General features: G+C 70.9%; 14 protein-coding genes. 12 read left to right on the top strand and 2 right to left on the bottom strand.

What is annotated here, in order from left to right; translation table 11 throughout:
- The first annotated feature begins 11 nt into the window (after positions 1 to 11).
- From ITJ69_RS08765 to aroB, 9 genes are all read left to right on the top strand, one after another.
- Positions 12 to 1,364 carry a replication-associated recombination protein A gene (locus ITJ69_RS08765; RefSeq protein WP_111084157.1) on the top strand — a complete coding sequence of 451 codons (1,353 nt, stop codon included), beginning with the start codon at positions 12 to 14 and terminating at the stop codon, positions 1,362 to 1,364.
- A 223-nt stretch (positions 1,365 to 1,587) separates the two neighbouring features.
- Positions 1,588 to 2,217 carry a 30S ribosomal protein S4 gene (gene rpsD / locus ITJ69_RS08760; protein WP_111083900.1) on the top strand — a complete coding sequence of 210 codons (630 nt, stop codon included), beginning with the start codon at positions 1,588 to 1,590 and terminating at the stop codon, positions 2,215 to 2,217.
- Positions 2,218 to 2,349: 132 nt separating this feature from the next.
- Complete coding sequence (locus ITJ69_RS08755) at positions 2,350 to 2,532, top strand: hypothetical protein (protein WP_111083901.1); 183 nt, start codon at positions 2,350 to 2,352, stop codon at positions 2,530 to 2,532.
- An 80-nt stretch (positions 2,533 to 2,612) separates the two neighbouring features.
- On the top strand, positions 2,613 to 5,270 hold the full coding sequence (gene alaS, locus ITJ69_RS08750) for an alanine--tRNA ligase (protein WP_194672561.1): 2,658 nt from the start codon (positions 2,613 to 2,615) through the stop codon (positions 5,268 to 5,270).
- A gap of 8 nt (positions 5,271 to 5,278) precedes the next feature.
- Entirely contained in the window at positions 5,279 to 5,722 is a 444-nt protein-coding gene (gene ruvX / locus ITJ69_RS08745; protein WP_173168791.1) for a Holliday junction resolvase RuvX, read from the top strand.
- Between the two features lie 89 nt (positions 5,723 to 5,811).
- A complete protein-coding gene (mltG, locus tag ITJ69_RS08740) occupies positions 5,812 to 7,398 on the top strand; it encodes an endolytic transglycosylase MltG (RefSeq protein WP_228505234.1) in 1,587 nt (528 codons plus the stop codon).
- A gap of 43 nt (positions 7,399 to 7,441) precedes the next feature.
- Positions 7,442 to 8,662, top strand: coding sequence for a chorismate synthase (gene aroC, locus ITJ69_RS08735; protein ID WP_123294309.1), 1,221 nt, complete (start codon positions 7,442 to 7,444; stop codon positions 8,660 to 8,662).
- Between the two features lie 89 nt (positions 8,663 to 8,751).
- Complete coding sequence (locus ITJ69_RS08730) at positions 8,752 to 9,249, top strand: shikimate kinase (RefSeq protein ID WP_194672623.1); 498 nt, start codon at positions 8,752 to 8,754, stop codon at positions 9,247 to 9,249.
- On the top strand, positions 9,246 to 10,343 hold the full coding sequence (gene aroB / locus ITJ69_RS08725) for a 3-dehydroquinate synthase (protein ID WP_194672560.1): 1,098 nt from the start codon (positions 9,246 to 9,248) through the stop codon (positions 10,341 to 10,343). The genes ITJ69_RS08730 and aroB overlap by 4 nt, the downstream gene beginning before the upstream one ends.
- Here aroB and ITJ69_RS08720 read toward each other — a convergent pair.
- Positions 10,340 to 11,653: an LLM class flavin-dependent oxidoreductase gene (locus ITJ69_RS08720; RefSeq protein ID WP_207906699.1), complete on the bottom strand. Its 1,314-nt coding sequence runs from the start codon at positions 11,651 to 11,653 to the stop codon at positions 10,340 to 10,342. The genes aroB and ITJ69_RS08720 overlap by 4 nt on opposite strands.
- A 412-nt stretch (positions 11,654 to 12,065) precedes the next feature.
- On the opposite strand from ITJ69_RS08720, the gene ITJ69_RS08715 reads away from it, so the two are divergent.
- Positions 12,066 to 12,680, top strand: a complete 615-nt coding sequence (locus ITJ69_RS08715) for a deaminase (protein ID WP_131920070.1) — start codon at positions 12,066 to 12,068, stop codon at positions 12,678 to 12,680.
- A gap of 7 nt (positions 12,681 to 12,687) precedes the next feature.
- Here the strand turns inward: ITJ69_RS08715 and ITJ69_RS08710 are convergent, their stop codons facing one another.
- Positions 12,688 to 12,867: a hypothetical protein gene (locus ITJ69_RS08710; RefSeq protein WP_123671703.1), complete on the bottom strand. Its 180-nt coding sequence runs from the start codon at positions 12,865 to 12,867 to the stop codon at positions 12,688 to 12,690.
- Between the two features lie 437 nt (positions 12,868 to 13,304).
- Here ITJ69_RS08710 and ITJ69_RS08705 point away from each other — a divergent pair, with 437 nt between their 5' ends.
- Positions 13,305 to 14,996 (top strand): ABC1 kinase family protein, encoded by a 1,692-nt coding sequence (locus ITJ69_RS08705; RefSeq protein WP_134193843.1) that lies wholly within the window; start codon positions 13,305 to 13,307, stop codon positions 14,994 to 14,996.
- Between the two features lie 90 nt (positions 14,997 to 15,086).
- Positions 15,087 to 15,650, top strand: coding sequence for an elongation factor P (gene efp / locus ITJ69_RS08700; RefSeq protein WP_111083909.1), 564 nt, complete (start codon positions 15,087 to 15,089; stop codon positions 15,648 to 15,650).
- The last annotated feature ends 2 nt before the right edge of the window (positions 15,651 to 15,652 follow it).

The raw sequence follows: 15,652 nt of genomic DNA, 5'->3' as shown, positions 1-15,652 counted from the left end.
ACCGTTCGAGCATGCGTGCGCCCACGACGGGCGGTCGCGCCGGTCTCGCGCAGGGCTCCGTCCCGCTCGCGGTCCGGATGCGCCCGACCAGCCTCGACGAGGTCGCCGGCCAGCAGCACCTGCTCGGCCGCGGGTCGCCGCTCGTGCAGCTCGCCACCGGCACCCGCGACAACCCGGGCGGTGTGTCGGTCATCCTCTGGGGTCCTCCCGGCACGGGCAAGACCACGTTGGCGCAGGCCATCGCGCGGCAGTCCGGGCGCGAGTTCGTCGAGCTCTCCGCGGTCACCGCCGGCGTCAAGGACGTGCGCGAGGTCATGGAGAAGGCCCTCACCCACCGCGACCTCTACGGGTCCACGACGGTGCTGTTCCTCGACGAGATCCACCGGTTCAGCAAGGCCCAGCAGGACGCCCTGCTTCCCGGTGTCGAGAACGGGTGGGTGATCCTCATCGCGGCCACCACCGAGAACCCGTCGTTCTCGGTCATCTCCCCGCTGCTGTCCCGGTCCCTGCTCCTGACGCTCAAGCCGCTCACCGACGCCGACCTCGGCATGCTGGTCGACCGTGCGGTGGAGGACCCCCGCGGCCTCGGTGGCGCGGTCGTCCTCGGTGACGAGGCACGTGGGGCCATCGTCCGGTTGGCCTCGGGTGACGCCCGACGCGCCCTCACGGCGCTCGAGGCCGCTGCGGCCTCGGCCACCGCGGCCCAGGACGACGACGACGACACCGTGCCGGTGGTCGACGCGGACACCGTCGCCGCGGCCGTCGACCGTGCACTCCTGCGGTACGACCGGCAGGGCGACGAGCACTACGACGTCATCAGCGCGTTCATCAAGTCGGTGCGGGGGAGCGACGTCGACGCCGCGCTGCACTACCTCGCGCGGATGATCGAGGCGGGCGAGGACTCCCGGTTCATCGCGCGCCGGATCATCATCTCGGCGTCCGAGGACATCGGCATGGCGGACCCGCAGGCGCTGCCCATCGCCGTCGCGGCGGCCCAGGCCGTGCAGCTCATCGGTATGCCCGAGGGCCGCATCCCCTTGGCCGAGGCCGTCGTGTACCTGGCGACCGCGCCGAAGTCGAACGCCGCCTACAACGGTGTGAACGCGGCGATGGCGGACGTCAAGGCCGGCCGGATGGGAACCGTGCCGATGCACCTGCGCGACGCGCACTACGCCGGGGCGAAGCGACTCGGCCACGGCAAGGGCTACGTCTACTCGCACGATGCCGAGCACGGGGTCGCCGAGCAGCAGTACCTGCCCGATGCGCTCGAGGGCACCGAGTACTACACCCCGACGGCGAACGGCTACGAGCGCGAGGTCGGTCCGCGGCTCGAACGACTCCGGAAGATCACCCGCGGGCAGTAGGACGGCGCGTCGACTTCCTGCTAGCATTGCCGGGCCTACGTCCTGGTCCTCGAGCACGGCTGCGTTGAGGACAGAGTGCCACTCCGGTGGTACGGGGGCAGAGGTTCGGACTGTAGCCGTCCGATCCCACAGGCTCATCCCTCTGGATCCCGTCGTCGGGGCCACGGGCACTCGTGTGCCCGGCCTCCGGTGAGTATTCAGTTCGAACAGAGAAAAGGACCCTGTGTCTACCAAGTCACGTACCCGCAGCAAGACCCGCCTGTCGCGCGCACTCGGCATCCCGCTGACGCCGAAGGCGGCCCGTTACCTCGAGAAGCGCCCCTACGGCCCCGGTGAGCACGGCCGTACGCGCCGTCGTGCGGACAGCGACTACGCCGTCCGCCTCCGTGAGAAGCAGCGTCTGCGCGCCCAGTACGGCATCCGCGAGAAGCAGCTCCGCATCGTCTTCGAAGAGGCCCGCAAGACGAAGGGCCTGACCGGTGAGAACCTGGTCGAGCTCCTCGAGCAGCGCCTCGACGCCCTCGTGGTCCGTGCCGGCTTCGCCCGCACCACCGCGCAGGCCCGTCAGCTGATCGTGCACCGTCACCTGCTGGTCGACGGCAAGCTCGTGGACCGCCCCTCCTTCCGCGTCAAGGAGGGCCAGCTGATCCACGTCAAGCCGAAGTCCGAGTCGATGGAGCCCTTCCAGGTCGCCGCTGCCGGTGGCCACCAGGAAGTCCTGCCGAAGGTCCCGGGTTACCTCGAGGTCGAGATCGACAAGCTCCAGGCCCGCCTCGTGCGTCGCCCGAAGCGCGCCGAGGTCCCCGTGACCTGTGAAGTGCAGCTCGTCGTCGAGTACTACGCAGCTCGCTGATCCACTGATCACACCCGAACGGCGGGTCGTCCTCTCGAGGACGGCCCGCCGTTCGGCGTTCCGGCCCCGAAGTGCCCGGCGGCTAAGCTTGTCCGGGCATGCACCGCCAGGGTGCACAGAGGGAGAGGCACCGTGAAGCAGCTGTTCTTCGTCGCGGTCGGCGTCGTCATCGGGTTCGCCGTGGCGCACCAGGTCGCCAGGACCCCCGGAGGCGCACGGCTCTTCGCCGTCGTCGACGCGAGCACGAAGGCCTTCACAGGCGCGGTCGCCGACGGGTACCGGTCCCGCGGGGCCGAGCTCCGCACCGACGTCTGAGTCGTCGAGCTCCACCGCGGTCCGGCCGCACCGTCGTCCCGCCTCCACCTCCCACCCCCGACCTGAACCCAGGAAGCACCATGCAGACCGCAGAGATCCGCCGCCGTTGGCTCCAGTACTTCGGTGACCGCGGCCACACCGTCGTCCCGTCCGCGTCCCTCGTCTCCGACGACCCGTCGCTCCTCTTCACGGTCGCCGGCATGGTGCCGTTCATCCCGTACCTGACCGGGCTCGTCCCCGCGCCGTACCCCCGTGCCACGAGCGTGCAGAAGTGCATCCGCACGAACGACATCGAAGAGGTCGGCAAGACCCCTCGCCACGGCACGTTCTTCCAGATGAACGGCAACTTCTCGTTCGGCGACTACTTCAAGGAGCAGGCGATCCAGTTCGCCTGGGAGTTCCTGACGAACCCGGAGTCCGACGGCGGGCTCGGCTTCTCGCCCGACGACCTCTGGGTGACGGTCTACGAGGACGACGACGAGGCGATCGCGTTCTGGAAGCAGCACTCCTCCCTGCCCGAGGAGCGCATCCAGCGACTCGGCAAGGACACGAACTACTGGTCCACCGGCCAGCCCGGACCCGCAGGTCCCTGCTCCGAGATCTTCTTCGACCGCGGGCCCGAGTACGGCATCGACGGCGGCCCGGCCACCGACGACGACCGGTACGTCGAGATCTGGAACCTCGTGTTCATGCAGTACCAGATCGCGGACGTCCGCTCGAAGTACGACTTCGAGATCACCGGCGAGCTGCCGAACAAGAACATCGACACCGGCATGGGGCTCGAGCGCGTCGCCTTCATCAAGCAGGGCGTCGACAACATGTACGAGATCGACCAGGTCCGCCCGGTCCTCGACCGCGCGTCCGAGATCTCCGGCCGCCGCTACGGCGCCGTGCACGAGGACGACGTCCGCATGCGGGTCATCGCGGACCACGTGCGCTCCGCGCTCATGCTCATCGCCGATGGTGTGAGCCCATCGAACGAGGGCCGCGGGTACATCCTGCGTCGGCTGCTGCGCCGCACGGTCCGTGCGATGCGCCTGCTCGGGGTCGAGACCGCGACGTTCCCGGAGCTGTTCCCGGCGTCCCGCGACGCGATGCGCGACGCCTACCCCGAGGTCGCCTCCGACTACGACCGCATCGCGCGGATCGCCTACGCGGAAGAGGAGACGTTCCTCCGCACGCTCGCGCAGGGCACGACGATCCTCGACGTCGCCGTCGAGCGCGCGAAGCAGGACGGTGCGCCGTCCATCGGCGGGGACACCGCGTTCCTGCTGCACGACACCTTCGGGTTCCCGATCGACCTGACGATGGAGATGGCCGAAGAGGCCGGGGTCCACGTCGACCGGACCGCGTTCGAGACCCTGATGTCCGAGCAGCGTGCCCGGGCGAAGGCCGATGCGAAGAGCAAGAAGACCGCGATCGCCGACCTGAGCGTGTACAGCGCGTTCCGGGCGAAGGGCGAGACCGTCTTCCTCGGCTACGACGCGCTCGAGGCCGAGACGAACGTGCTCGGCATCATCGTCGGCGGCGTCAGCGTCGACCGGGCCGTGGCGGGCGACATCGCCGAGGTCGTCCTCGGCGAGACGTCGCTGTACGCCGAGTCGGGTGGCCAGGACGCCGACCAGGGATCGATCGTCGGCAACGGCTTCGACCTCGAGGTCCTCGACGTCCAGCGTCCCGTCGCTGGCCTCTGGAGCCACACCGTCCAGGTCCGCTCGGGCGAGGTCGGCGTGGGCGACGCGGCGAGCACCGTGGTCGACGCCGAGTACCGTCGCGGCGCCACGCAGGCGCACTCCGCGACGCACCTGGTGAACGCCGCGCTCCGCGACATCCTCGGCCCCGAGGCGCTGCAGGCGGGTTCGTACAACAAGTCCGGCTACATGCGCCTCGACTTCTCGTGGTCGCAGCCGATCTCGCTCGCGACCCGTTCCGAGATCGAGGAGGTCGTCAACACCGCGATCCGCACCGACCTCGAGGTCTCGACCCGCATCATGCCCATCGACGAGGCCAAGGCGCTCGGTGCGCAGGCGCTCTTCGGTGAGAAGTACGGCGCCGAGGTCCGCATGGTCGACATCGGTGGTCCGTGGTCGCGCGAGCTCTGCGGTGGGACGCACGTCGCGTCGAGTGCCCAGATCGGACTCGTCAACCTGGTGGGGGAGTCGAGCGTCGGGTCGACCAACCGTCGTGTCGAGGCGCTCGTCGGGCTCGAGGGCTTCCGTGACCTCGCGGTCGAGCGGACGATCGTCTCGCAGCTCTCCAGCGCGCTGAAGGCCCCCCGTGCCGACCTGCCCACGCGTGTGCAGTCGCTCATGGAGGACCTCCGCACCGCGCAGAAGCGGATCGCCGAGTTCGAGTCGGCGAACCTGCAGCAACGGGTCCCGTCGATGGCCCGGACCGCGACGACCGTCGGCACGACCACCGTCGTGGCCGAGACCGTCGACGGCCTGCAGTCCGGCGACGACCTGCGCTCGCTGGCGACCGGTGTCCGTGCGCAGCTCGGTGACGGCGCTGCCGTCGTCGTGCTCGGTGCCGTGGTGAGCGGGAAGCCGATCGTGATCGTCGCGACGAACGACGCGGCGCGTTCCGCGGGCGTCCAGGCGGGTCCGCTCGCCAAGGAGGCCGCCGGTGTGCTCGGTGGTGGTGGCGGCGGCAAGCCGGACCTGGCCCAGGGCGGCGGCACCGACCCGGCTGCGCTCCCGGCTGCGCTCCGCGCCGTGACCGCTCGGATCGCGGGCTGATCGTGGCGATCCGGTCCGGGCGGCGGCTCGGCGTGGACGTCGGCCGTGCCCGGATCGGGATCGCCGTGTGCGACCGCGACGGGTTGCTGGCGACGCCGGTCGAGACCGTGCGCCGCGACGACTCGACCGACCTGCGTCGGATCCTCGAGATCGCGGACGAGTACGACGTGCTCGAGCTCGTCGTCGGACTGCCCCTGTCGATGTCCGGCGGCGACACCCCGTCGACGGACGACGCGCGGGCGTTCGCGGCCCGGATCGCCGAGCGCCGCCCGGTCCGGCTGGTCGACGAACGACTGTCCACGGTGACCGCGCAACGCGGACTGCACCAGGCCGGCAAGAACACGAAGAAGTCGCGGTCCGTGATCGACCAAGCGGCCGCTGTTATCATTCTGCAACACGCGCTCGACCACGAACGCAGTGCCGGTGCCCCTCCGGGTACCACGCTTCCCTGACAGGGCAACCCGCCGCGACCCGGCTGCCCTTCCGTCACCCGAGGACGACGGTGCCCAGGCGGAGTTCCCGACCGAGAGACCGAGAACCGTTGGCAGACGATCTGGACTGGAACGCGATCATCGCGCCCGGCAACGAAGCCGAGCGGCGGAAGACCACTTCCGACCGCGCAGCAGGTACCGATGACCGTGATGACTCCGCGCGGGTGACCCCGCAGCCGGACCGTCCGTTGTCCCGTCGCGAGGCTCGGGCGCTCGAAGCGGAACGCGCTCGTCGCGACGCCGTTCCCGGGCCCGACTCCGAGCCGGCACCCGAGGAGCCCGCTGTCGCTGCCGACCGCATGGACCCCGACTCGACCGCTCCGCGCGAGCAGCCGGCACCGGAGCCCGTGCGACCGCAGCAGGCGGCCCCTGAACTCCATCCCGAGGTCGCCGCGCTGCTGACCGGCGAGGTGGTGCCCTCGGCGCCCGCCGTCGGCGGAGCCGGGTCCGACGGGCCCGACGGTACCGACGACGCCGGGCGCACCGGTGGCGGTGGAGCCGCGGGAGGCGGCGGACGTGGTGGCCGTGGCGGACGCGGGGGAGCCTCCAGGCCGCCGCGCGAACCGCGCCCGAAGCGCCGTCGCGGGCCGCTCATCGCCGGCATCGTGATCGTCGCCGTGGTCGTGGCCGGCGGGGTGAGCGCGTACGCGTTCGCCGCCCCGAAGATCCAGCAGATCGTCGCCGCGGTCAGCGGCTCGACCGAACCGGACGACTACACCGGCTCCGGCAAGGCCAAGGTCACCATCACGATCAAGCAGGGCGACATCGGCGAGAACGTCGCCGCGACGCTGCAGCGCAGCGGGGTCGTGAAGGACTCGAAGGTCTTCTACAAGCTGCTGCTGGCGTCGCCCGACGTGCAGTTCCAGCCGGGTTCGTACTCGCTGAAGAAGCAGATGAGCTCGAAGTCGGCCCTGGCCGCGCTGCAGGACGAGAAGAACCGCGTGCAGGCCTCGATCGTGATCCCCGAGGGTACCGCGCTGGCGGACATCGAGGCCGGCATGGTCTCCAAGGCCGGGCTCACCAAGACCGAGGTCGCCAAGGCCGCGAAGGACGTGTCCGCGTACGACCTGCCGTCCGGCGTCACCACGCTCGAGGGCTGGCTGTTCCCCGCGACGTACCCGATCAACCCGGGGTGGACCGCGGAGCAGTACTTCGGGTCGATGGTCGACACGATGAAGGAGCACCTGGCCGCCGCCGGCGTCAAGGAGGCCGACCAGGAGCACGTCATCGTGTTCGCATCGCTCGTGCAGAAGGAAGCCGGCCTCGCCGCCGACTACCCGAAGGTCGCGCGGGTGTTCCAGAACCGGCTCGACCAGGGCATGCGCCTGCAGTCCGACGCCACCGTCGCCTACGGCACCGGCAACACCCACACCGTCACGACGACCGACGCAGAACGCGCCGACGAGTCGAACGCGTACAACACGTACGTGCACGAGGGGCTGCCGCCGGCACCGATCTCGAACCCCGGGGACATCGCCATCAAGGCCGTGACGAACGAGGCCCCGGGCAAGTGGCTGTACTTCGTGACGGTGAACCTGGAGACCGGCGAGACGGTGTTCTCGAACACCTACGACGAGCACCTCGTCGCCGTGAAGCAGTTCCAGGCGTGGCTCCGGGCGCACCCCGACTACCAGTAGGGCGACGACGTCGCACAGCGGTGCGCTGTGGGAGGATTGCAGCATGCTTCGTTGGTTGACTGCTGGTGAGTCCCACGGACCCGAACTGATCGCGATGCTCGAGGGCCTGCCCGCGGGTGTCCCGGTGTCGTTCGAGTCCATCCGTACCGATCTCGCGCGCCGCAAGCTCGGCTACGGTCGCGGCTCGCGCATGAAGTTCGAACAGGACGAGCTGCACGTGTCCGGCGGTGTCCGGCACGGGTTCTCGCTCGGCAGCCCGATCGCGATCCGGATCGGCAACACCGAGTGGCCGAAGTGGGTCGAGGTCATGAACCCCGAGCCGGTCGAGTCCACCGAGATGTCGCGTGGCCGCAGCGCCCCGTTGACCCGCCCGCGTCCGGGCCACGCCGACCTGGTCGGCATGCAGAAGTACGGCTTCGACGAGGCCCGCCCGATCCTCGAGCGCGCGAGCGCCCGTGAGACCGCGGCCCGCGTCGCGCTCGGCGCCGTCGCGAAGTCCTTCCTCGCCGAACTCGGCATGCGGTCGGTCGCGCACACCCTGCAGGTCGGCACGGTCCGCGTGCCGGACGGCACCGACCTGCCGCTCCCCGACGACGTCGACCGTCTCGACGACGACCAGCTGCGCTGCTTCGACGCCGACACCTCGGCGCGCATGGTGACCGAGGTCGAGGCCGCGAAGAAGGACGGCGACACCCTTGGTGGCGTCGTCGAGGTGCTGTTCTACGGCGTCCCGCCGGGGCTCGGCTCGCACGTGCAGTGGGACCGTCGGCTCGACGCCCGTCTGGCCGCGGCGATCATGGGCATCCAGGCGATCAAGGGCGTCGAGGTCGGCGACGGCTTCGCGACCGCTGGCCGTCGCGGCTCCGCGGCCCACGACGAGCTCTACCGCGAGGACGGCGAGATCTACCGCACGAGCGACCGTGCCGGTGGCACCGAGGGCGGCATGTCCACGGGCACCGTCCTGCGCGTCCGTGCCGGCATGAAGCCGATCGCGACCGTGCCGCACGCGCTGCACACCGTCGACGTCGTCTCGGGCGAGGACGCCTCGGCGCACCACCAGCGGTCCGACGTCTGCGCGGTCCCGGCCGCCGGGGTCGTGGCCGAGGCGATGGTGGCGCTCGTGCTCGCCGACGCCGTGCTCGAGAAGTTCGGCGGCGACAACGTCGTCGAGACCAAGCGCAACCTCGACGCCTACCTCGCGTCGATCCCGGAGACGCTCCGCACCCGTCGGACGGAGCCGGCGGCACCGGCCGACGCGTCGTGAGCACGAACGGCGGCGGCGCCGCGACCGGCGACCTCCCGTCCGGCGGCGCCGCGCGAGCTCTGGCTGCGCCCGTCGTCGTGATCGGCCCGATGGGCGCCGGCAAGTCCAGCGTCGGCAAGCGCGTCGCGAAGGCGCTGGGCGTGCCGTTCACCGACACCGACCGGGTCATCGTCCGCGAGCACGGACCGATCCCCGGCATCTTCTCCGACCGTGGTGAGCCGGCCTTCCGTGCCCTCGAAGCCGACGCCGTCCGGACCGCCCTCGGCACCGGGGGCGTGATCGCCGTCGGCGGCGGAGCGGTGACGCACGCCGCCACCCGCGAGGCACTGTCTTGCGCCCGCATCGTCCTGCTCACCGTCTCGCCCGAGGCCGTCGCCGAGCGGATCGCCGGCTCGGACCGGCCCCTGCTCGCGAACGGCGGCATCGACGCCTGGCAGACGATCATGGACGAGCGTGCGGCGACCTACGCCGAGCTCGCGCACGTCGTCGTCGACACCTCGCGCCGTCCGATGTCCCGGGTGGTCGACGAGGTCGTCACCTGGCTGCGGAGCGACAGCAACGCCCCCACCACCGAAGGAGCACCGTGACCGACCCGATCCTGCCCGCAGGCACCACCGAGATCCGCGTCGGCGGTGACGACGGCTACGTGGTGGCGGTCGGCTCGGGCCTGCTCGGCTCGCTGCCCGCGATCCTCGGCCCCCGCGTCGCCAAGGTCCTCATCGTGCACGCCCCGACCCTCGGTGCGCGGGCGAACGACCTGCGCGACCTGCTCGTCGACGCCGGCCTCGAAGCCCTCATCGCCGAGGTGCCCGACGCCGAGGCCGCCAAGCGCATCGAGGTCGCGTCGTTCTGCTGGCAGATCATGGGCCAGTCCGACTTCACCCGCACCGACGCCGTCATCGGTCTCGGCGGCGGTGCCGTCACCGACCTGGCGGGCTTCGTCGCGGCGACGTGGCTGCGCGGGGTGCCGTACGTGTCGGTGCCGACGAGCGTGCTCGGCATGGTGGACGCCAGCGTGGGCGGGAAGACCGGCATCAACACGAACGAGGGCAAGAACCTCGTCGGTTCCTTCTCCGCCCCGCGCGCGGTGGTTGCCGACCTCGACCTCGTCCGCACCCTGCCGCGCAACGAGATCCTCACCGGCTTCGCCGAGATCGTGAAGGCCGGGTTCATCGCCGTGCCGGAGATCCTGGACATCATCGAGTCCGACGTCGCCCGCGTCACCGACCCGACGTCGCCGGAGTTCCGCCGCGTGGTCGAGCTCGCCATCGCCCTGAAGGCCGAGGTCGTGTCCGACGACTTCACCGAGCAGGGACGACGCGAGATCCTGAACTACGGTCACACGCTCGGGCACGCCATCGAGCACGCGGAGCGGTACCAGTGGCGGCACGGTGCTGCGGTGTCGGTCGGCATGGTGTTCGCCGCCGAGCTCGCCCGCCTGACGGGCCACCTCGACGACGCGACCGTGGACCGGCACCGGGCGATCCTGGACTCCCTTGACCTGCCGACGTCGTACGGTCTCGGCCGGTGGCAGGGCCTCCTCGCCGCGATGCGTCGCGACAAGAAGGCCCGGGCCGGCATGCTCCGGTTCATCATCCTCGACGGTGTCGGCAAGCCGGTCATCCTCGAGGGCACCGAAGACCACCTGCTGTTCACCGCCTACCAAGAGGTCGGCGTCTAGTACTTCTGCACGCCCAGGTGGTCGCGCAGGTGCGGTCCGGTGTACTCGGTCCGGTGCAGTCCGCGGCGCTGCAGCTCCGGCACGACCTTCTGGGTGAAGTCCTCGACCCCGGCCGGGAAGTGCGTCGGCACCGCCAGGAACCCGTCGCACGCCCCGGCCTCCGACCACGCCTGCATGGTGTCGGCGATCGTCGACGGCGACCCGATCATCTTCCGGTAGCTGCCCTCGGCGAAGTACCGGGCGGTCTCGATGACGGACAGCCCCTGTTGCCGTGACACCGCCATGATCGCTGCCCGGTGCGACTTGCCGGCGTTCGACTCTGGCAGCTCCGGCACGGGCGCGTCGAGGTCGAACTGCCGGAAGTCGACGCCACCGGCGAGGGGCTTCAGGTTGCTCAGTGCCAGGTCGTCCGGGATCAACGCCATCATCCGGTCGGCGAGGTCGCGTGCGTCCTGGTCGGTGTCGCCGACGATCGGGGTCATCCCGACGAGCACCTTGACGTGGTCGGGGTCGCGGCCGAACCGTTCGGCGCGCGCTCGGATGTCGTCGCGGAACGCACGACTCTCGTCCGGGTCGGACTGCAGGGTGAAGACCACGTCGGCGGTGCGCGCCGCGAGTGCGCGGCCCGGCTCCGAGGCACCCGCCTGGAACACGACGGGCCGGCCCTGCGGACTCCGACCCGTCGTCAGCGGTCCTCGCACGCGGAAGTGCTCGCCGTCGTGCTGCAGGAACCGCATCTTCTCGATGTCGAAGTAAGTGCCGGACTCCTTGTCGCGCACGATCGCGTCCGGGTCCCACGAGTCCCAGAGCCCGGTGACGACGTCGACGAACTCGCTCGCCCGCTCGTACCGGGCGGCGTGCTGCACGTGGGCGTCGAGTCCGAAGTTCTGGGCTTCGTCCTCGTTGAAGGACGTCACGAGGTTCCACCCCGCGCGGCCCTTGCTGATGTGGTCGAGGGTCGAGAACCGCCGCGCGAGGTTGTAGGGGTCGTTGAAGGTCGTGGTCGACGTCGCCGCGAGACCCAAGTGCGTGGTCCGCATCGCCAGGGCGGGCAGGAGCATCGTCGGGTCGAAGTGGATCGAGCGGGGGTTCGCGGCACCGTAGGTGTCGCCGGCCAGGATGTCGTTGCTGCGCCGGACTGCCGCTTGGTCCTCGAAGAACAGGGCGTCGAGCTTCGCCGCCTCGGCGAGTTCGGCGGCGCGGACGTAGTGGTCGATGCCGAGGTCGAGCTCGGGGACGGCGTCCGGCAGGCGCCAGGCGCCGAGGTGGTAGCCGGGGAACAGGAACATTGCGAGGTGGATCGTGGTCACGGTGGTCCTCTCGGAGGGGACGGTGCAGCAGGTGGGACGGTGCAGCAGGTGGGTGGGTGCCTCCGGCGGGCGGACGGGAGGCACGGAGCAGGGTGCGCGGATCGGCGCGGCTCGGCGAGACGGCGCGCTCCAGAGCACCTGGACCGCCCGGCGGATCGGCGCGCGGCGGTCAGACGGACGGACGAACGGTCGGTCGGACGGACGTCAGTGTCCGTGCGCGATGGCGCCGCGGGGCCAGCAGCGGGACGCGGCGGTCGCGTGGTGTGCCGTCATCGTCGCCCCCTGTCGCCCGTGCTCGTGTCGCGTTCTCCCACCGGCTCGAGCCGGTGGTGGACGACGTTACGGGCGCGGTGTTTCGGCATCGTTTCGATCGGGAAACACCGTCGAAACGATGCGCCGTTAGCGTCGCCGCATGTCTGCAGCAGCCCTCGCCCCGTTCCCGACCGAGCTCCGTGTCGGCGTCCCCGACTGGCTCCGCGACGCGCAGGCCGCTGCTCCGGAACACCTCGGCACCCGTGCGGAGCGGTTCGCGCTCGTGAACGCCCTCGCCGAACGGAACGTCGAGGAGGGCACCGGCGGTCCGTTCGCGGCGGCCGTCGTCGACGAGGACACCGGCGCGGTCGTCGCCCTCGGGGTGAACCTGGTGCTGCACACCAACCTGTCGTCGATGCACGCCGAGGTCGTCACCCTCGGACTCGCACAGGCTCGGACGGGGGCCTGGAACCTCGGCCGTGACGTCGGCCACCGGCGTGTGCTCGTGGTGAACGCCCAACCGTGCGTGATGTGCCTCGGCGCCCTGCTGTGGTCGGGGGTCTCCGCGCTGGAGTTCGCCGCCGACGGAGCCACGGTCGAGCGGATCACGGGCTTCGACGAGGGTCCGGTGCCGGGGGACTGGCGCGAGCAGCTCGTTGCTCGGGGGATCGACGTGCACCAGGAGCACAGCACCGGTGCCGAGACGGCGCTCGAGCGCTACCGCGACCTGGTCGAGTCGGGCGCCACCGCGCGCTACAACGGCAGCGGTGCCTGACCCGGCGTCAGCGCAACACCCGCCGCGTCCGTCGCCACCACCACTTGACGTGCATCGAGACGGTGAGGACGCCGGTCCGCTGCCATTCCCGGAACTCCGCGACGGTGGCTCCGTTGTCCCACGCGAAGAGCACGTCGTCGTCCGCATCCACGTCGGGCGCATCCGGCAAGGGTCGCAAGATCGGCATCAGGTGGACTCCTCTTCCTCAGGGTGGACGTGATCGGCGGCGGTTCGCCTCCGGAGTGCACGAGTGGCGAGCCGTCGGTCCGCCTTCGACCACCACCGTACGGTCTCGAGTTCCCGGAGCACAGTTCTCGAAATGTCGTATGCAGGGCCGCCTCGTGGCTGGGCGAGCGACCAGGTGAACCGCTTCCAGGCGTGCTCTCGATCGGTCGTCCGCCGGCTCTGGAACGCCCCGAACCAGCTGACGACCGCCGCCACGATCGCCGCGCCGGCAGCGATGCACGCCGCGACCAGTGCTGTCTCCACGGGGCAAGCCTGCGGCAGTGGGCGCGACCCGACGCGACACGCGAGGCGACCTGTGGATGCCGGACCGCGCCTCCCGGCCTGTGCAGGACAACGGGCGCACCCGGCGGACCCAGCAGCGGGGAGCAGACTGACGACGTGCCCAACCCACCCCGACTGAGCGACCTGTCCGGCTCGCAGGAGGCCGACACCGGCACCCTCCGGTCCCGCGGCCGCCGGTTCACCGAACTGCTGTCGATCGCGCGACGCCACCGACTCGTCCCGTTCCGTCGCCTCGACTTCTCGCACGACCCGGCCACCTCCGACCTGCGCCGCAGCCAGGCCGAGCACCTGCGCCGTGCGCTCGAGGAAGCGGGCGGCGGGTTCGTGAAGATGGGCCAGCTGCTCTCCACCCGTGACGACCTGCTGCCGGAGGAGTGGACCGAGGGACTCGCCCACCTGCAGCGCAACGTCACCGCCGCCCCCGCCGACCAGGTGCTCGCCCTGCTCGAACAGGAACTCGGCGCACCGGTCGACCAGGTCTTCGCGTCCTTCGACCCGGTGCCCGTCGCCGCGGCCTCGATCGCCCAGGTCCACCGCGCCCGCCTGCCCGACGGCACCGCGGTCGCGGTCAAGGTGCAGCGTCCCGGCATCGACGCCGCCGTCCGCCGTGACGTCGACATCGCGCTCCGTGTCGTCCGCTTCATGGCGCGCTGGTCGACCGAGGCCCGGCAGGTCGGCGTGCAGGACGTGGCCGCGCAGTACGCCGACGACCTGGTCCGCCAGGTCGACTTCGTCTCGGAGCTGCGGAACCTCACCGCCCTGCGTGCCGCACAGGCCCGCAGTGCCCGTCCGGACGAGGTCCGGTTCCCGGACCCGTACCCGGACCTGTCCGGGCGCCGCGTGCTCGTGATGGAGTTCCTGGAGGGCGACACGCTCAGCGCGATCCGCGCCGAGCGCGCGGACCGCGACCTCGACGGCCCGATGCGCGCGATCCTCCGCGCGTTCCTGCGACAGGTCGTCTTCGACGGCCTGTACCACGCCGACCTGCACCCGGGGAACGTCCTGGTGCTGCCCGACGGGCGGCCCGCGTTGATCGACTTCGGATCGGTCGGGAGGCTCGACCCGACCCTCCGGGACACGGTCCAGGACCTACTGGTCGCCTACCTGCAGGACGACACCTCGCGGATCGCCGATGCGGTCCTGCGGATGGCACCGGTGCGCGACGCGCACGACGAGCCCGACTTCCGTCGGGACATCGCGCGCTTCGTCGCGGACGAGCTCGGACCGGGCGCGCGCATCGGCGTCGAGACGGTCGACGACGCCGTCGAGGTGTTCGGGCGGTACCGGCTCAAGGCGCCGCCGGACTTCGTCGCGGCCGCGCGGGCGCTGGCGATCTTCGAGGGCACGCTCCGCACGCTCGCGCCGTCGTTCGACCTGCTCGAGGAGTCCCGCGGGCTCGCCCGTGAGCAGATCACCGACCAGCTGCGCCCCGGCAAGCTGCGCGACCTGGCGGCGAAGGAGCTGATCGGCGTCGTCTCCGCGGCCCGACGACTGCCCCGCCGGGTCGACCGGATCGGCGAGGCGATCGAGACGGGCAAGTTCACCGTCAACATCCGGCTCTTCGCGGACCGCCGCGACCGCGAGCTCGTGTCCGGCATGATCCGGCGCATCCTGCTCGTGCTGCTCGGCGCCGGTGCCGGCATCCTGGCGATCGTCTACCTGGCACTGCCCGCCCGACCGGACGCGGCGATCTCGACCGCGGTGGCCGGGGTACTGCTCGGGGGAGCGGCCGTGGTGCTGCTCGGCTGGGCGGCGATCGACTCCTGGCGCGCCCGGCGACGGCGCTGATGGCGACGGGCGGGCGTCCGCTACACTCGTCCGGGGCCAGCGCGGCCCGAAGACCTTTCACAACACGACCGAACGGGACACCGAAGACTCATGGCCAGTACCACTGACATCAAGAACGGCGCCGTTCTCATCATCGACGGCCAGCTGTGGTCGGTCGTGGAGTTCCAGCACGTCAAGCCCGGCAAGGGTGGCGCGTTCGTCCGCACCAAGCTGAAGAACGTCGTCTCCGGCAAGGTCGTCGACCGCACCTTCAACGCCGGTGCGAAGATCGACACCGCCGTGGTCGACCGCCGCGACTACCAGTTCCTCTACGAGGACGGCGACTCGTACGTGTTCATGGACACCGACACCTACGACCAGATCCCGGTCTCGGCGACGGTCGTCGGCGACGCGAAGAACTACCTGCTCGAGTCCGCGATGGTCACCATCGCGATGAACGAGGGCAACCCGCTCTACGTCGAGCTCCCGACGTCGATCGTGACCGAGGTCGAGACCGAGCCGGGCCTGCAGGGCGACCGCTCCTCCGGTGGCACCAAGGACGCGACCATCATCGCGACCGGCCACCGCATCCAGGTCCCGCTCTACCTCGAGAGCGGCACCACGGTGAAGATCGACACGCGCGACGGCAGCTTCCTCGGCCGCGTCAACTCCTAGGC

It is taken from the genome of Curtobacterium sp. VKM Ac-2887 (assembly GCF_015350935.1).
Classification (GTDB): domain Bacteria; phylum Actinomycetota; class Actinomycetes; order Actinomycetales; family Microbacteriaceae; genus Curtobacterium.
Note: the sequence above shows the minus strand (reverse complement) of the source record. Positions and strands in the feature narration are given on the sequence as shown.